The following is a 15211-nucleotide window of genomic DNA, read 5'->3' on the forward strand; positions in this document are numbered from 1 at the left end:
ACAGCAATCTACTAGATTGCTGTTATTTTTATACTTTTATTATACATCAACAAAACCAAATGAAAAAAAACTTAATTCTATTCTTTATAGTTGCAATTTCATTTGCTAGTTGTACTAAAAAAACAACAGTAAAGAAAGCTGAAAAGAAAGAAAACACTTACGTTAAAGATAATTACAACAAAAAAGAAGTAAAAATTACGATGAGGGATGGTGTTAAGCTACACGCTACCATTTACTCTCCAAAAGACACCAGTAAAACCTACCCTATTTTACTACAACGTACTCCGTATAGCTGTCAACCTTATGGAGAAGATGAATTCAGAAAAAAAATTGGTCCAAACCCAATTTTAATGAAAGAAGGAAACATTATTGTTTACCAAGATGTTCGCGGACGTTGGATGAGTGAAGGCGTGTATGACAACATGCGTGCTTACATTCCTAATAAAACAGAAAAACAAACCGATGAAACTACCGATACCTATGACACTATCGATTGGCTAGTGAACAATGTAGCTAACAATAACGGTAATGTAGGTACATGGGGAATTTCATACCCTGGTCACTACGCTACTGTTTCAACTATTGATGCACACCCTGCTTTAAAAGCTGCTTCACCACAAGCGTGTATTGGAGATTTCTTTTTTGACGATTTTCATCATAACGGAGCTTTTTTATTAAGTTATTTCAAAGCTATTTCTTTATTCGGAACTTACAAAGATCAACCAACTGATTCTGCTTGGTACTCATTCCCTGATATGAAAACTCAAGACCAATATCAGTTTTTCTTAGATAAAGGACCATTAAAAAACTTAAACGAATATTTTCAGTACGATAAGCTAGACACCAAAGTTACCGACAATAAGGAGCGTATTGATGATTTCTTTTGGAAGGAAATTGTAGAACACCCTAATTACGACTCGGTATGGCAAAGCAAAGGAATTATCCAACATTTAGATAAAGTACCCTCTACCGTAGCAACAATGATTGTAGGTGGTTGGTTTGATGCTGAAGATCTATATGGACCGTTAGAAACTTACAAAGGGATTGAAAAAAATCAACCAAATAACTACAATACTGTTGTTTTTGGGCCTTGGGATCACGGCGGATGGTCTAGAAATAAAGTAGCTAACAAAGTAGGAAATTACTACTTTGGAGACTCTATTTCTTTGAAATTTCAAAAAGAAGTAGAAACAAAATTCTTTAACCACTTCTTAAAAGGTGATGGCACTAAAAACTCTGGATTACCAGAAGCTTATGTTTTTGACACAGGTAAAAAAACTTGGAAATCATACGATGTATGGCCTCCTGAAAATGCTCAAAAACAAACCTTCTTCTTATCTGATGACCAAGAGTTAACAGCAGAGCAAAAAGGAAACAATAAAATTAGTTTTATTAGTGATATTAAACGTCCTGTACCTTATTCAGAAGACATAAAAACGGTATTTACCCCTCGTAAATATATGACAGACGATCAGCGTTTTGCTGCGCGTAGACCTGATGTATTGGTATTTGAAACAGAGGAATTAACAGAAGATTTTACCCTTGCTGGTGATATTTTAGCAAAACTACAGGTAGCTACCACAGGTTCAGCAGCCGATTGGATTGTGAAGGTTGTTGATGTGCATCCTGCTGATTTAAAAAACGACAACAAAGAAATGCAATCACATTTAAAACTAAGCAACTACCACTTAATGGTACGTAGCGAAGTAATGCGTGGACGTTTTAGAAATAGTTTTTCAAATCCAGAACCTTTTACACCAAATAAGAAAACAGCCGTAAACATTAAACTACAAGATGTTTTCCATACGTTTAAAAAAGGACACAAAGTGCAAATACAAGTACAAAGTACTTGGTTTCCTTTAATCGATTTGAATCCGCAAACCTATGTAGACAATATTTACAAGGCAGACGAAGAAGACTTTAAAACACAAACGCATTCGGTATTTACCGATTCTAGTATAGAATTTACTGTGTTAAAATAACAACAAACTTTTTTCTATTTAAAAACTCACAACACTTAAGTATTGTGAGTTTTTTTATTTTAGAATATATAACTCTAAATAACAATACGTACCTTTATCTTTAAATAATAATGTATTTTATGAACTGGATTTATTTAATTATAGCTGGTATTTTTGAAATAGGATGGCCTTAGGCTTAAAGCTTTCTCAAAACGTTCAATATAAATTCTTAGGTATTTGTATGGCTATTATTTGTATGGCTACCAGTGGATATTTTTTATGGTTAGCTCAAAAAACAATTCCTATGGGAACAGCTTATGCTGTTTGGACAGGTATAGGCGCTGTAGGCACTTTACTTGTTGGTATTATATTTTTAGGAGACTCAGCCAACATTTGGCGTCTTATTTCTGCATCATTAATTGTATTTGGAATAGTAGGACTAAAACTAGCCAATTAAATTATTATTTTATTCTCAAAAAAAACTAACTGTGCCTAAAAAATATTTTTTCCTTCTTTTTTTAAACTTTCATTTTATAACATACGGACAAGAGAATTACCCTGTTCCCCCTAAAAACTCTAATAGCCTTTTTTACATACAACACAGCAATAATTTTAACACATATGTATACGATGTTAATCTTAAAAACTCTCAGTTAAACACCAAAAAGCCTATCAAAGAATACAGAATACTATATACCAAAAATGCTGAAGTTAAGCCTCTAACTCCAACACAAAAAAGGCTTGCTTATGGTATGGTATTGCTTAATGCAGATGATAATTCTTTTAAATTTAGGCTAGCTGCTTCTTCAAAACTTGTTTTTAATTTAGAGAAAAAAAACAATCGTTACAAAATTTTTGTATACCATAATACAACAAAAATATACCTAGACAGAATGCTCTTAAATATTAATGGAACTGGTTTAAGTACTGAAATAAAATCGGTTATTCTTTACGGAAAAGACTACAATACCAATAAAAAAATTGAAATTAAAGTTGAAGACTTTTAAACGATAAAACAATCTTATATAAATCTAGACACAAAAATTGATCTTTGAGTTTAATTTAAAATACTAGGTGATAATCCCTCCTATTAGAACTTTTTAACGCTACTAAAGGAGAGGTAATTCACACCATCCATTCGGGTAGTATACAAATGTTGACTGATGTATAACTGGAACCTACCTCAAACGGTGATGGAAGCAAAACCTGCCCCTGCTTATTCTACTTGAGGTGGTGGCTCTGGTGTCGTAGTTGTTTACGGAATAGCCAAACCTGCTCAAACTCCACTTACTGGTCCTGTTAGTTGGGTTTAAAACCTATAATAACAAATAAGCGTCTGTTTTAAGGACGCTTATTTAACTAACCCTATTAAATTAAACTGTTAGTACTCTTTTTATTTGTTTATATTTGGAAAAAAGTACTATTATACCTCCATATCGTTAGTATAAAAACACTAAAAGTACTTATATAAACAAGTTGGCAACAAGCTGAAAAAACCGAGAATGGAAAATAAATCAATCGAACAATTAGAAAAAAATATTTGGAAAAATCCTTCCGAATTTCCTACTGATTTGGTTGAGAAATGTTATCGATATCGGAAAATCAGCATTGCTGAATTGACTAACGAACAAATAAGACTTCTGATTTCTCAACAAATCGGAGTTGAGTATCTAATCGGAATAGCACTCGAAAAACTCGAACTGAATATTTTGACTGAATGTGATTTTTACGAAGGCGATTTACTTGTTGCTGTTTCCAGTTTACCAACTGAATTTTGGAATGAAAACCAAACTGAATTTCTGACTTTTAATAATATTGTGGAACGGAATTCGGAATTAATAAAGAATGAACTCGGAGAGAAAAAATTTGACCGAATAAATGAAAAAATAAAAACCAATTGGCAACACATTAAAAAATGACGAGCGAAATAGAATTTGATGAAAATTTGTGGTTTAATCACAAAGGTTGCGAGGGAAAACATTATCTGATTGGAAATCCTCATACTTTTCGTGGACGAATTTACGCTTGGTGTCCTAAAAAAGGAAAAAGTTTTTTCGTTTCATTATCTGAAATTGAAAAGATGTCGGAATTTTCAAAATATTGGATAAACGGATATTTGAATGGGAATCAACCAGAACCACCAACTGACTCGAATGGAGATGTGGATTTTGACAGTGCTGAATATAAAAACTGGACGAAATCAATCGAGTTATTTGCTCGAACAGGATATTGGACTGACGAAAAACGGAATTGTGAAAAATGTGGAGCTGAATTGCTAAACTCTGAACTCAACGAAATTTGTGGAAACTGTTAATAGAAAAAAAGCCAGTTGCCAACAACGTATAAAATTAATTGCTTGCTTCTAGCCTACTTACGAAAGTCCTCGCGGACTTTCTATCTGTGATTTATTTGCTAAATTTAGTGCTTAAACCACGCAACTAATCTTATACAAAACCGTTGTACACAATACCTGAAATGAAAATTGGAACTAAAATATTAATCCTATTTCTGACCTTGAATTTGCTTTCTTGCAAAGGTTCAGCGCAGGAAACCGAAATCAAAAAATCCACAACTGAAGTTCAATTGTCGGAAACTGTAAAAAGTACTTTTCCAAAACCAATTGGAATAATTAACGATTACGGAAGAATATTTACTGAATCACAGCGAACTGATTTATCAAAAGTTCTTTATGACTATGATATTGAAACTACAAGACAAATTGTTGTGGTAACAATTGACAGTATAAAACCATATCAGAATATCCAAAAATACGCAACTGATTTAGGAAACGAATGGGGAATTGGAAACGACGAAAAAAACAATGGACTGACAATCGTTGTGTGTAATCCTTGTCGACAAATCACAATTGCAACTGGATTGGGAACTGAATTGATTTTGACTGACGAAATCTGCAAAAATGTAATTGACCAAACTATAATTCCCGAATTTAAAAAAGGTAATTTCTATGACGGAATTAAAAACGGAGTGGTTGAATTAATAGAAAAATGGAAATAAAAGTACTGTGTACAACAATGTATAACCGCAATTACGGCGGATTCGACTACGTCCGAATCCACTCGGAATTGCTAACGCCAGTTCTTAACCGAAAATCATTAACTTTAATCCCGTAACTGACGGTTATACTAGACCGTTAGGCAACATTTTAAACGAACATTGAGAACAACGATAAAACTTCTTTTTTTAATATTTATTTTCGGCTGTAAAAACCAACCGAAAAATGAAATCGAGTCGTTGCCTGAAATTAAAACTGAAAAACCTAAACAACAATCAACTAAAACTATTTTTGACTTAATAATTAATAAAGAAGAAAGTCCAACAAACTTTACAGATAGTTTAGTTTATACATTTGACCTTTCTAAAAGATTTACTGAAAAAGAAGTTTCTGTACTAAATCTTGATACAACCAAAATAGATTTAAGCGAATACTACTTTCTGACAAATCAAAAATTCTTAAAAAAGAAAATTGACTCAATATCATTTACAATTTATTACAAACACCAGTATGGAGACCAACTAGAAAAGATACTGCGAGTTAAACGAAAAGATACGGTTTTTGACATAACTCTCTCAATGAAAGGTGGAGATTCTTTTTCTCAATCAGTATCAACTGAATTTGTAAACCAAACAACTTTCTTATCGACAAGTTTATATAGAGAAGAAGACCCAGATTCAAATTCCTTTAATACAGATTCAATCATTTCCATTTATCACTATACATCAAATTTTGATTTTAAGCTATTAGATAAAGTTTCATATAAAATAGAAAATAATGTAATTTCGAGAATAAAAAACCCTTTCGGAAGAATTAAAGATTTTGAACTTTTTTATGATTGTGTAGATTGTAGAACTTCAATAACCGGAGGAATAAATATCTATGCTACGAAAAACAATTCAAAAATTGATTTAGCAACTGTCCCAATTGCAGACTTCTACATAGATGATGTGAAATTAATCGAATTGAAAAATGAACCATTTATTTTTGTTCATTCATCGCACACTTACGGACATTCAGACGGTAAATTATATTCATTTGACATCGATAACGTCAAACTAAATCAAGTGAATATTAAGAAAAGTAACTATGTCATTCCTGACAGTCTTTCTATTAGAAAAGGTTTTGGCTTATCAATAGATGAAGATAATCAATTTACAACTGGTTACTTTTTAAGGTCTGAAAATAATGGAAACGGATATTTAATAACAAATTTATATGATTTAATAAAAGTCAAAGAAAACGAATACGAATTAGTACTCATTAACACTGAATTGAACGAATCGAATTAAAAAACGTTGCCTAACAACGTGTATAGTTCATTGCTTCTGAATTTCCTATCGGAAATTCCTCGCAATTTTACTATCTTCGTTTCTTAATCTGAAAATCCTAGCGGATTTTCACGCAACAAACCATACACAAACACGTTAGCAATAATACAAAAAACACTTTTTCGGAAAATTGAACCATAGATTTTATAATAAGAATAAAAAAGAGCAAAATAGAATCTTAATTGTGTTAGCAATTTGCTCTCTTATAATGATTTTATCATCAGTTATTATATCAATTTACTCAGGAATATACATAATTGGTATTTTGACATTTGCAATAACCTTATCCGTAATTGCACCTTTTTTCGATATGCCTTCCTTGAAAAAAAGTGGAAAAATGATTTATTATTCTTCTTTATTTATAACCGAAAAACCTAAAGATGGACTAATCAAAATTCACGGTGGAACTTTATTTGATTACTATTTTGTAATTGACAAAAAAATGAATGGGAAACAAAGAACCAACTTTATAATACAAAAGTATTTAGATGGACTTTTGCACCTAATGGAAGAATATAAGAATGATAAGAAAATGAAAATTCGAGGGACAAGCTACATAATAAATAAAAAAACAGCGGAAAAAATTGGCTTTGAAATTGTTGAAACTGACATTTTGCAGAAAATAATTCTAATTTGTAACTATTGCAATATTTTGATTTCAAATTCAATAGCTAAAAAAAAATTATCATTTCCGAAATTGAACAAGACTAAAACATTTGAGGCTAATGTGAGTCAATTACTTAAGCGGAAAGAATATATTGAGAGTTTAAACAAATCGTTAAAAAGTACTATTGCTAACAATGTATATAAAAAATAGCGCGAGCAGTTGCAATTACAAAGGTTCAAGCAATTTTTTCGAGGTCGCCAAATTTTTAAATTTGGCTATTTGAGAAAAGAAAGATAAATAGAAAAATTTAAAAATTCGGCTTGAGTACAACCGAATGGTTTGCGCCCTTTTTCAGCGCTACTTTTCATATACTCGACCGTTACAACCACTTCAAAAACTCCTCTCTAGGAATTTCTCTCGCGCCTAAACTTGCTAGATGGTCGTTATATACTTGGCAATCGATGAGTTTGTAACCTCCTTTTTGAGCTAAATGGATAAACGCTACTTTACTCATATTACTTACTTTGCTAAACATGCTTTCGCCACAAAACACCCCATTTCCTAAATCTACTCCGTACAAACCTGCAACTAGTTTGTCATCTATCCATACTTCAATAGATTTTGCATAGCCTTTGTTGTGTAAGTTTATATATGCATCTTCCATTTCATCGGTAATCCAAGTACCTAATTGATCAAAACGATTGATGTGTCGGCAATTAAAAATCACCTCATCAAAAGCTTTGTTTTCTGTTATCGTAAAACGACCCTTTTTCAACACTTGCTTCATCGATTTGGAAATCTTTACCTCTTCAGGAAATAATACCATACGCTCCCAAGGAGAATACCAAATAATTGGTTCACCTTCATTAAACCACGGAAAAATTCCATGTTGGTAAGCATACACCAATCGCTCAACCGATAAATCACCGCCCAAAGCCAGTAAACCATCTTCTGTGGCCAATTCATACGGTGGAAACTCTATTTTTTCAGAAAGCCAAATCATTTTTAGATAATTAGATTCTTAGAATAGTAATAATCCCAACAAATATATGGCACTTCCTACCACCATTGCAATTAACGTGTAGGGTAAAATTTCTTTTGCTTTTAGTTTCGTAATTCCTAATAAGGGTAATGCCCAAAAGGGCTGTAACATATTAGTTATTTGGTCTCCGTATGCTAGTGCCATAATTGCTTTAGGCAACGGAACCCCTAATTTTAATGCACTTTCTACCACAATAGGTCCTTGTACAATCCACTGTCCTCCCCCACTCGGTACAAAAATATTGACTAAACCAGCACTAAAAAACGTAAATATGGGTAAGGTAGTTGCAGTTGCTATCGACACGAAAAAATCAGAAATTAAAGTAACCATTCCAGTACTCTTCATCACGCCCATAATACCAAAATACAGTGGAAACTGAATTAAAATTCCAGATACATCACTAATCGATTCTCCCACAGCACTGGTAAACTTTTTAAAACTTCCGTGAAGGATAATTCCTAACCCTAACATAAAAAAGTTTATGAGATTCGGTGTAATTTTTAACTGTTGAATATCTGTCCAATAACGGTAGCTAAACGCTACTAAAATCAACACACCAAAAGCAATGGCTAACCATTGAGAACTATCCAATCTTTCTGCTTGGGTACTAACCTTTTCATCAGTATGCATCTGATATTCTGGTAAATTAATCGCTGTTGGAGCTGCTTTCTTTCCTAAAAAATAAAAGGTTGCCGATACCGCAGCTACTACCACGAAAAAAATTAGCAAATTCCACCAACTAAAAATCGTTTGAGAATAATCAATCACATCAGGTATTTGAGCTAAAACCTCACCTGAAGAAACCGATTGCATAATACTTTTAATATGTCCGCTTTCGTTAATTTTTATCGGTGCTGATCCAGAAATTCCACCATGCCAAACCATCAATCCCATATAACCCGCCGCTCCAATAATTGGGTAATTTAGTTTGATATTGTGTTGTTGCGCATGTTCTGCTACTTTACGTGCCAACAAAGCTCCAAAAATGAGTCCTAGCCCCCAATTAAAAAAAGCTACCAACATGGTAGTACAACTTACAATAGCTGCGCTGTTTGCTGTGTTGGTACAGAATTTTGTTACTTTTAAAATTAAATTACTCACAGGCTTACTCAACACCAACACATGCCCTAATACCAAAATCAACATCATTTGATAGGCAAAAACGAGTAATCCGTTAGACCAAATTCCGTTTTCCCAAAACTGTAACACCTCTAAAGAATAATTAATTACTGAGCTTTCTTCTGGTTTGGTAAAAAACAGCGCTAACAAAAGTGTTACGAACGTTAATAAAATAGCGATAGTAAAAGGTGAGGGTAAATATTTTTTGAAAATATTTTCTATAACCTGCGTAATCTTCATTGTTTAAAGTTTGATTTGCTAAAAATAATCAAATAGAATAAATAGTTTTTTACCTAGTTTTGCAATATGGTAAAAGAACTTCAATTACGTGTTAATCTAGTAGAAGAACGTAAAGACAATATATTACAGTTAAAAGCTGCTAAAAAACTAAGCATTAGTACTGCTGATATTACTAGTGTAAAGGTGTTACGTAAATCGATTGATGCACGTAAAAAAGAAGTTGTTTTTAACTACAAAGTAGCGGTTTATATAAACGAACCTCAACCTGACACGCCTGATTATATTTTTGAATATCAAGATGTATCAAATGCAAAAGAAATTCATATTGTTGGTTTTGGTCCTGCGGGAATGTATGCGGCACTTCGTTGTATTGAACTAGGGTATAAACCTATTGTACTTGAGCGTGGTAAAAATGTACAAGATCGTCGTAGAGATTTACGTGCTATTAACCAATTTCATGAAGTTAACCCAGATTCTAACTATTGTTTTGGTGAAGGTGGAGCTGGAACCTATTCTGACGGAAAGTTATATACCCGTAGTTTAAAACGTGGTGATGTTCGTAAAATATTTGAAAACTTAGTATATCATGGTGCTACCGATCAAATTTTGGTTGATGCGCATCCACATATTGGAACGAATAAACTTCCGAAGATTATTCAAAATATTCGTGAAACTATTTTAAAACACGGTGGCGAAATTCATTTTGAAACCCGTGTGACCGATTTTATCGTTAAAAACAATAAACTACAAGCTATACAGTTACAAAATGGTTCTGAAATGGCTGTAAATGCAGTGATTTTAGCTACTGGGCATTCGGCAAGAGATATTTACGAGCTACTCCATAAAAAAGACATTTTACTAAAAGCGAAATCGTTTGCTATGGGAGTTCGTGTAGAGCATCCGCAAGAAATAATTGATCAAATTCAGTATAGTTGTTCAGGTCAACGTGATGAATTATTACCAGCTGCTGCGTATAGTTTGGTACATCAAGTTGGAAACCGTGGAGTGTATTCTTTCTGTATGTGTCCTGGTGGATTCATCGTTCCTGCGGCAACTGCTAATGGTGAAGTGGTGGTAAACGGAATGTCGCCTTCGCGTCGTAATAACAAATTTGCAAATTCGGGAATCGTTGTCGAAATTAATGTTGATAAAGATTTACCGAAATATGAAAAATACGGAGTTTTAAAAGGGTTACAATATCAAAAAGATTTAGAAAAGTTAGCGTTTAACGCAGGGGGAAAAAGTCAGGTTGCTCCAGCGCAACGTTTAACTGATTTTGTGGAAGGTAGATTGTCTTCTTCTTTAAATGACTGTTCGTATCAACCCGGACTGAATTCTTCTCCGCTACATTCGTTACTTCCTAAATTGATTGGAAGCAGATTACGTAAAGGTTTTGCGGCTTTCGGACAAAAAATGCACGGTTATTATACTGCGGAAGCAAACATTGTTGGGGTGGAATCTAGAACCTCATCTCCCGTAAATATTCCAAGAAAAGAAAACCTTGAACATCCACAAATTGAAGGGCTCTTTCCTTGTGGTGAAGGTGGTGGTTATGCCGGTGGTATTATTTCAGCTGCTATGGACGGTGAACGTTGTGCTGAAGCTGCCACTATAAATCTGTAAATTAACAAATATTTGTTGGTGTAATTTCTAATTACCTCGTACTTTTGCTATTCCTAAAAATTAGAGGCTTTTTTAGCGATGAGTAAAAAGAATAAAAAAAATAACAAAAAGAAAATAGATAAGCCGCATTATAAACGTTTACACAACTACTATAATCGCACTGGTTTTTACATGTTCATTTGGATTAGCTTGAAGAAAGCTTTTTGGCCAATTGTTGGAGCTGTTGTTGGTATATTATTATTTAACAAGTATGTTTATAATATTAACGATGGTTTACAAACCATGACTGAAACCTTTTCTAGAACAGGAGTTTTAATTACTTTTTTTATCTCTGAAACTATTTTAGGATTAATTCCGCCAGAGATTTTCATCGCTTGGTCTAAGAAAACTGAAGATCCTATTGTAAATATTTCTTTATTAGCTACCTTATCTTATTTAGGAGGTTTGTGTGCTTACTTCATAGGTAGGGCTTCTTTAAAGATTGACTCTGTAAGAAATTATTTAGAGGTTAAAATGGCTAAAAACCTTAAAAACACTAGTAAATGGGGTGGGTTTTTAATTTTAGTAGGTGCACTATTACCACTACCTTTTGCCATTAGCTGTTTAACTGCTGGTATGATTAAATACCCTTTTAAAAATGTAGTTTTTGTAGGCTTATTTCGTTTTGCTCGTTTTGCTATTTATGCATGGGCTATTTTTTCGGTAGTAAATTAACTTAAAACAATTATGGGACTAACTAACAACGATATTTTTAAAAAGCTACGAGTAGCACATAAATTAAGAGATACTGATATTATTGACATCTGTGCTTTGGTAGATTTTAAAGTTTCTAAATCGGAAATCAACGCTATTTTCAGAAAAGAAGATCACCCTAAGTATATGGAGTGCGGCGATCAATTTTTACGTAACTTTTTAAACGGATTAATTATTCATTTAAGAGGTCCGATGCCTGAGAAAAAGCCAACAAAAAAGTAACCACACCACTAACACTTATATAATTAAAAAACCTTCTGATTTAAATCAGAAGGTTTTTATTTTCCCCTTAAATTCCTCACTCAATATCTTTTATTGAACGATTACATTACAAATGTACAGCTCTCTTTTCATTGAGTAAAAGACATATCCGTAAATAAAAATGTAGTTTTCCGCAAAACACAAAAAGAGCGCTAATTTAGCGCTCTTTTTTGTATTCATGGTTTTCTAAATATTCTTAGAATGGTAAATCATCTGGTTCGTTAGCAGATAAATCTGGAGCTGGCTCAAATTGATCAGCTGGTGGAATGTTTTGTGAAGCAGCTTGTGCTAAGTTTTCAATTCTCCATCCTTGAATAGAGTTGAAGTATTTAGCTTCTCCTTGTGGATTAATCCATTCTCTTCCTCTTAAATTAATAGAAACCTTTACATCTTGCCCTACCTGATAACTGTTTAATAAATCACATTTATCTTGAATAAATTCAATTAATAACATTTGAGGATATTGCTCATCAGTAGTTACTACTAGTTCACGCTTTCTAAATCCGTTAGACCCAAATGTTTGTGTCTCGTTAATTAATTTAATTTTTCCTATTACTTCCATTTCTTATCTATTTAATTAAAAGTACCTTCCAAGCACTTTCTACATCATTGTTTTGTAAATACTCTTGTGCAAAAGTATGTTTTTTTTCAGTTGAAATACCCACAAATTGTGCATGTTCTTTCGCAAAGTTATTAACATCTTCATCGCTAGGTAACTGTTCTACATTCCCTAACATTCCTAGATTATTACCTGTTAATACATTACTGCTTCTTATTTCTTCAGGAATTTGGTCTACTCCAATTCCTAAGGTAGTTAATGGTTTTGGAATTTCAAAAAAGCCATCTCTTGCTCTACTGTAATAATTGCCTCCTGCTCTGGCTACTAAATCTATTTTATGTTGGTCTATACTACCATCTTCTGCCAATACATCTTCGTTTACATGTAGTTTTACTACCTCACAAACAATTAAGTTTCCTGCTCCACCTTCTTCACCTGTATAAATGATATCTTTTACTTTACACTCAAATTGTACAGGAGACTCCGCTACTCTAAACGGCTTTATCTCATCTGATGGCAACATCGTAAAACCAGCTTTTATAAACTCATTTACTCCTTTAGGGTACATCGTACTACTCAACGACATTTGCTGAACAATATCGTAATTCACAATATTAATAACCACTTCTTTGGTTGCTTCAGCATTGTCTAATGTATGTTTGGTTTTATTTCCTCTTACACTACGTGCTGGAGAAAAAATCATAATTGGTGGGTTTGCCCCAAATACATTAAAAAAACTAAATGGTGATAAATTTGGGTTTCCATCTGCATCTACAGTACTTGCAAAAGCAATAGGTCTTGGAGCTACAGCTCCTAATAAATATCCATGAAGTTTAGAAGTTGGTATATCTTTAGGGTTTATTGATAACATTCTATATAATTTTAGTGTAAATATACTACCTATTTATAAATTTAGTTATTCTAGATAATAGTTTATATTTGATTGATGGTTTTTTTTAGAAACACTTACTGGGTAAAACGTATTGCTATTAGTATTTCATTACTTATCGTTTTATTTATTTTATGGAATACCTATGTGTTTTTTCAAAAATTCAAAAAAGATGAACGCGCTAAGATGGAGATTTATGCCACTGCTATTAAAGAAGCTGCAGCTAATTCTGATTCTAACGGTAGTTTTAATTTAGTAACAAAAGTTTACCAAACGATAGAAAACATTCCTACCATTTCAGTTCATGAAAATGGTGACATTAAAGAATTTAACAATCTAGATTCTATCAAGTCGAAAGACCCTAAATACCTTCAACAGCAATTGTACGTTATGAAAAATCAAAATGAGCCAATTGTAATCGAGTATTTAGGGGTTAAAGAATACATTTATTATAGAAACTCCGATCTTTTATACCGACTAAAATATTATCCACTTGCACTAGTACTAATTTTAGGCTTGTTTCTCACCATTATTTATATGGTTTATAAATCGAATAAAGTTGCCGAACAAAATAAGTTATGGACAGGTATGGCCAAAGAAACAGCGCATCAAATAGGAACGCCTCTTTCTTCTTTATTAGGATGGATTGCTATTTTACGTACTGAAAATGTAAGTAGTGATTATGTTGATGAAATTGAAAAAGATGTTCGCCGTTTAAACACCATCGCAAATCGTTTTTCTAAAATAGGATCTCTTCCTGAGTTAAAATCCAACAACATTGTATCGATTACTAAAACTGCTTTTGATTACTTAGAAAATAGAAGTTCTAAACAAATTTCTTTTTCTTTTACTACTGAAGCTGAAGAAATCCAAACCAACTTAAACACCGAATTATATGGTTGGGTAATAGAGAACTTAATTAAAAATGCTATTGATGCTATGCAAGGCAAAGGGAGATTATCTGTTAGCATTAGTGAAAGCTCTAAAAATGTAAAAATCCTAATTTTAGATACCGGAAAAGGAATTCCTAAATCTCAGTTTACACAAATATTTAATCCTGGTTTTACCACTAAAAAACGTGGTTGGGGACTCGGGTTATCGCTCTCTAAACGAATTATTGAAGATTACCACAACGGAAAAATACATGTATTAAAATCTGAACTAGGAAAAGGAACTACGTTTGAGATTTTATTGAATAAGGTTTAATTTTTTTCTTTTCCCTCTAACCTACTTTTCATTGAAAGTCCAAAAAGAAGACCTCCAATTCCCCATAAAATTATTCCTACTACAACACTTTTAACGGTTATTTCTTTACCTTGAAACCAAGGAAAAACAACAACTATTAGTAAAAACATCGTAAATCCCCAACTTAAACCAGTTTTAACCCACTTTTTCATAGCTCTTTTTTATTGTTATTACTCAAAATTCTTAGCAATTCCTTCTGCAACTGCTACAAACTCTTCATTCGTTAATTTTTCTTTCTTTGTAAATCGAATATCTTCCATCGTATCTAACGGAATTAAATGTACATGCACATGTGGTACTTCTAAACCAATTACACTCATTCCTATACGTTCGCAAGGAATTGTTTTTTCTATCGCTTTTGCTACTCTGTATGAAAATGACATTAATCCATCATACTCTTCTTTCGATAAATCGAATAATTTATCTTCTTCTCGTTTCGGAATTACCAAGGTATGTCCTTTAGCATTAGGATTGATATCTAAAAAAGCAAAATAGTTATCGTCTTCTGCTATTTTATAGGATGGAATTTCTCCGTTGATTATTTTTGTAAAAATACTTGCCATTTTAT

General features: G+C 32.7%; 18 protein-coding genes. 12 read left to right on the top strand and 6 right to left on the bottom strand.

Going from position 1 to position 15211, the window contains the following annotated elements:
• The first annotated feature begins 59 nt into the window (after nucleotides 1–59).
• The 8 genes from Q0663_RS08450 to Q0663_RS08485 all read left to right on the top strand — a co-directional run bounded on the left by Q0663_RS08450 (nucleotide 60) and on the right by Q0663_RS08485 (nucleotide 7122).
• Nucleotides 60–1982 (top strand): CocE/NonD family hydrolase, encoded by a 1923-nt coding sequence (locus tag Q0663_RS08450; RefSeq protein WP_299009357.1) that lies wholly within the window; start codon nucleotides 60–62, stop codon nucleotides 1980–1982.
• Nucleotides 1983–2145: 163 nt separating this feature from the next.
• Entirely contained in the window at nucleotides 2146–2418 is a 273-nt protein-coding gene (locus Q0663_RS08455; RefSeq protein ID WP_299009360.1) for an SMR family transporter, read from the top strand.
• A gap of 31 nt (nucleotides 2419–2449) precedes the next feature.
• Nucleotides 2450–2968, top strand: coding sequence for a DUF4833 domain-containing protein (locus tag Q0663_RS08460; RefSeq protein WP_299009363.1), 519 nt, complete (start codon nucleotides 2450–2452; stop codon nucleotides 2966–2968).
• A 495-nt stretch (nucleotides 2969–3463) separates the two neighbouring features.
• Entirely contained in the window at nucleotides 3464–3880 is a 417-nt protein-coding gene (locus Q0663_RS08465; protein WP_299009366.1) for a contact-dependent growth inhibition system immunity protein, read from the top strand.
• Nucleotides 3877–4275, top strand: a complete 399-nt coding sequence (locus tag Q0663_RS08470; protein ID WP_299009369.1) for a hypothetical protein — start codon at nucleotides 3877–3879, stop codon at nucleotides 4273–4275. The genes Q0663_RS08465 and Q0663_RS08470 overlap by 4 nt, the downstream gene beginning before the upstream one ends.
• Nucleotides 4276–4544: 269 nt before the next feature.
• On the top strand, nucleotides 4545–4976 hold the full coding sequence (locus Q0663_RS08475; protein WP_299009372.1) for a YgcG family protein: 432 nt from the start codon (nucleotides 4545–4547) through the stop codon (nucleotides 4974–4976).
• Nucleotides 4977–5213: 237 nt separating this feature from the next.
• The gene (locus Q0663_RS08480) at nucleotides 5214–6266 is read left to right on the top strand and encodes a hypothetical protein (protein WP_299009376.1); all 1053 of its coding nucleotides are present in this window, start codon (nucleotides 5214–5216) and stop codon (nucleotides 6264–6266) included.
• A gap of 247 nt (nucleotides 6267–6513) precedes the next feature.
• Nucleotides 6514–7122 (top strand): hypothetical protein, encoded by a 609-nt coding sequence (locus tag Q0663_RS08485; RefSeq protein WP_299009380.1) that lies wholly within the window; start codon nucleotides 6514–6516, stop codon nucleotides 7120–7122.
• Between the two features lie 169 nt (nucleotides 7123–7291).
• Here Q0663_RS08485 and aat read toward each other — a convergent pair whose 3' ends face one another.
• Entirely contained in the window at nucleotides 7292–7915 is a 624-nt protein-coding gene (gene aat, locus Q0663_RS08490) for a leucyl/phenylalanyl-tRNA--protein transferase (RefSeq protein ID WP_299009383.1), read from the bottom strand.
• An 18-nt stretch (nucleotides 7916–7933) separates the two neighbouring features.
• Entirely contained in the window at nucleotides 7934–9313 is a 1380-nt protein-coding gene (locus Q0663_RS08495; protein ID WP_299009386.1) for a TIGR00366 family protein, read from the bottom strand.
• 66 nt (nucleotides 9314–9379) lie between these two features.
• Here Q0663_RS08495 and Q0663_RS08500 point away from each other — a divergent pair, with 66 nt between their 5' ends.
• The 3 genes from Q0663_RS08500 to Q0663_RS08510 all read left to right on the top strand — a co-directional run bounded on the left by Q0663_RS08500 (nucleotide 9380) and on the right by Q0663_RS08510 (nucleotide 11911).
• Nucleotides 9380–10936 carry an NAD(P)/FAD-dependent oxidoreductase gene (locus tag Q0663_RS08500; protein WP_299009390.1) on the top strand — a complete coding sequence of 519 codons (1557 nt, stop codon included), beginning with the start codon at nucleotides 9380–9382 and terminating at the stop codon, nucleotides 10934–10936.
• A 78-nt stretch (nucleotides 10937–11014) separates the two neighbouring features.
• The gene (locus tag Q0663_RS08505; RefSeq protein ID WP_299009393.1) at nucleotides 11015–11650 is read left to right on the top strand and encodes a VTT domain-containing protein; all 636 of its coding nucleotides are present in this window, start codon (nucleotides 11015–11017) and stop codon (nucleotides 11648–11650) included.
• A gap of 12 nt (nucleotides 11651–11662) precedes the next feature.
• The gene (locus Q0663_RS08510; protein WP_047788507.1) at nucleotides 11663–11911 is read left to right on the top strand and encodes a DUF1456 family protein; all 249 of its coding nucleotides are present in this window, start codon (nucleotides 11663–11665) and stop codon (nucleotides 11909–11911) included.
• A gap of 235 nt (nucleotides 11912–12146) precedes the next feature.
• On the opposite strand, the gene Q0663_RS08515 is transcribed toward Q0663_RS08510, so the two are convergent.
• Together Q0663_RS08515 and Q0663_RS08520 are read right to left on the bottom strand one after the other, a co-directional pair.
• The gene (locus tag Q0663_RS08515; RefSeq protein WP_125068815.1) at nucleotides 12147–12512 is read right to left on the bottom strand and encodes a DUF3127 domain-containing protein; all 366 of its coding nucleotides are present in this window, start codon (nucleotides 12510–12512) and stop codon (nucleotides 12147–12149) included.
• A 7-nt stretch (nucleotides 12513–12519) separates the two neighbouring features.
• Complete coding sequence (locus Q0663_RS08520) at nucleotides 12520–13380, bottom strand: flavin reductase family protein (RefSeq protein WP_299009408.1); 861 nt, start codon at nucleotides 13378–13380, stop codon at nucleotides 12520–12522.
• 75 nt (nucleotides 13381–13455) lie between these two features.
• Between Q0663_RS08520 and Q0663_RS08525 the strand changes: the two genes are divergently transcribed.
• Nucleotides 13456–14604, top strand: a complete 1149-nt coding sequence (locus Q0663_RS08525; RefSeq protein WP_299009411.1) for a HAMP domain-containing sensor histidine kinase — start codon at nucleotides 13456–13458, stop codon at nucleotides 14602–14604.
• On the opposite strand, the gene Q0663_RS08530 is transcribed toward Q0663_RS08525, so the two are convergent.
• Entirely contained in the window at nucleotides 14601–14795 is a 195-nt protein-coding gene (locus Q0663_RS08530) for a hypothetical protein (RefSeq protein WP_299009413.1), read from the bottom strand. The genes Q0663_RS08525 and Q0663_RS08530 overlap by 4 nt on opposite strands.
• 18 nt (nucleotides 14796–14813) lie before the next feature.
• A complete protein-coding gene (locus Q0663_RS08535) occupies nucleotides 14814–15206 on the bottom strand; it encodes an HIT family protein (protein ID WP_299009415.1) in 393 nt (130 codons plus the stop codon).
• Between the last annotated feature and the right edge of the window lie 5 nt (nucleotides 15207–15211).

The organism is uncultured Tenacibaculum sp., from assembly GCF_947504135.1.
Taxonomy (GTDB): domain Bacteria; phylum Bacteroidota; class Bacteroidia; order Flavobacteriales; family Flavobacteriaceae; genus Polaribacter.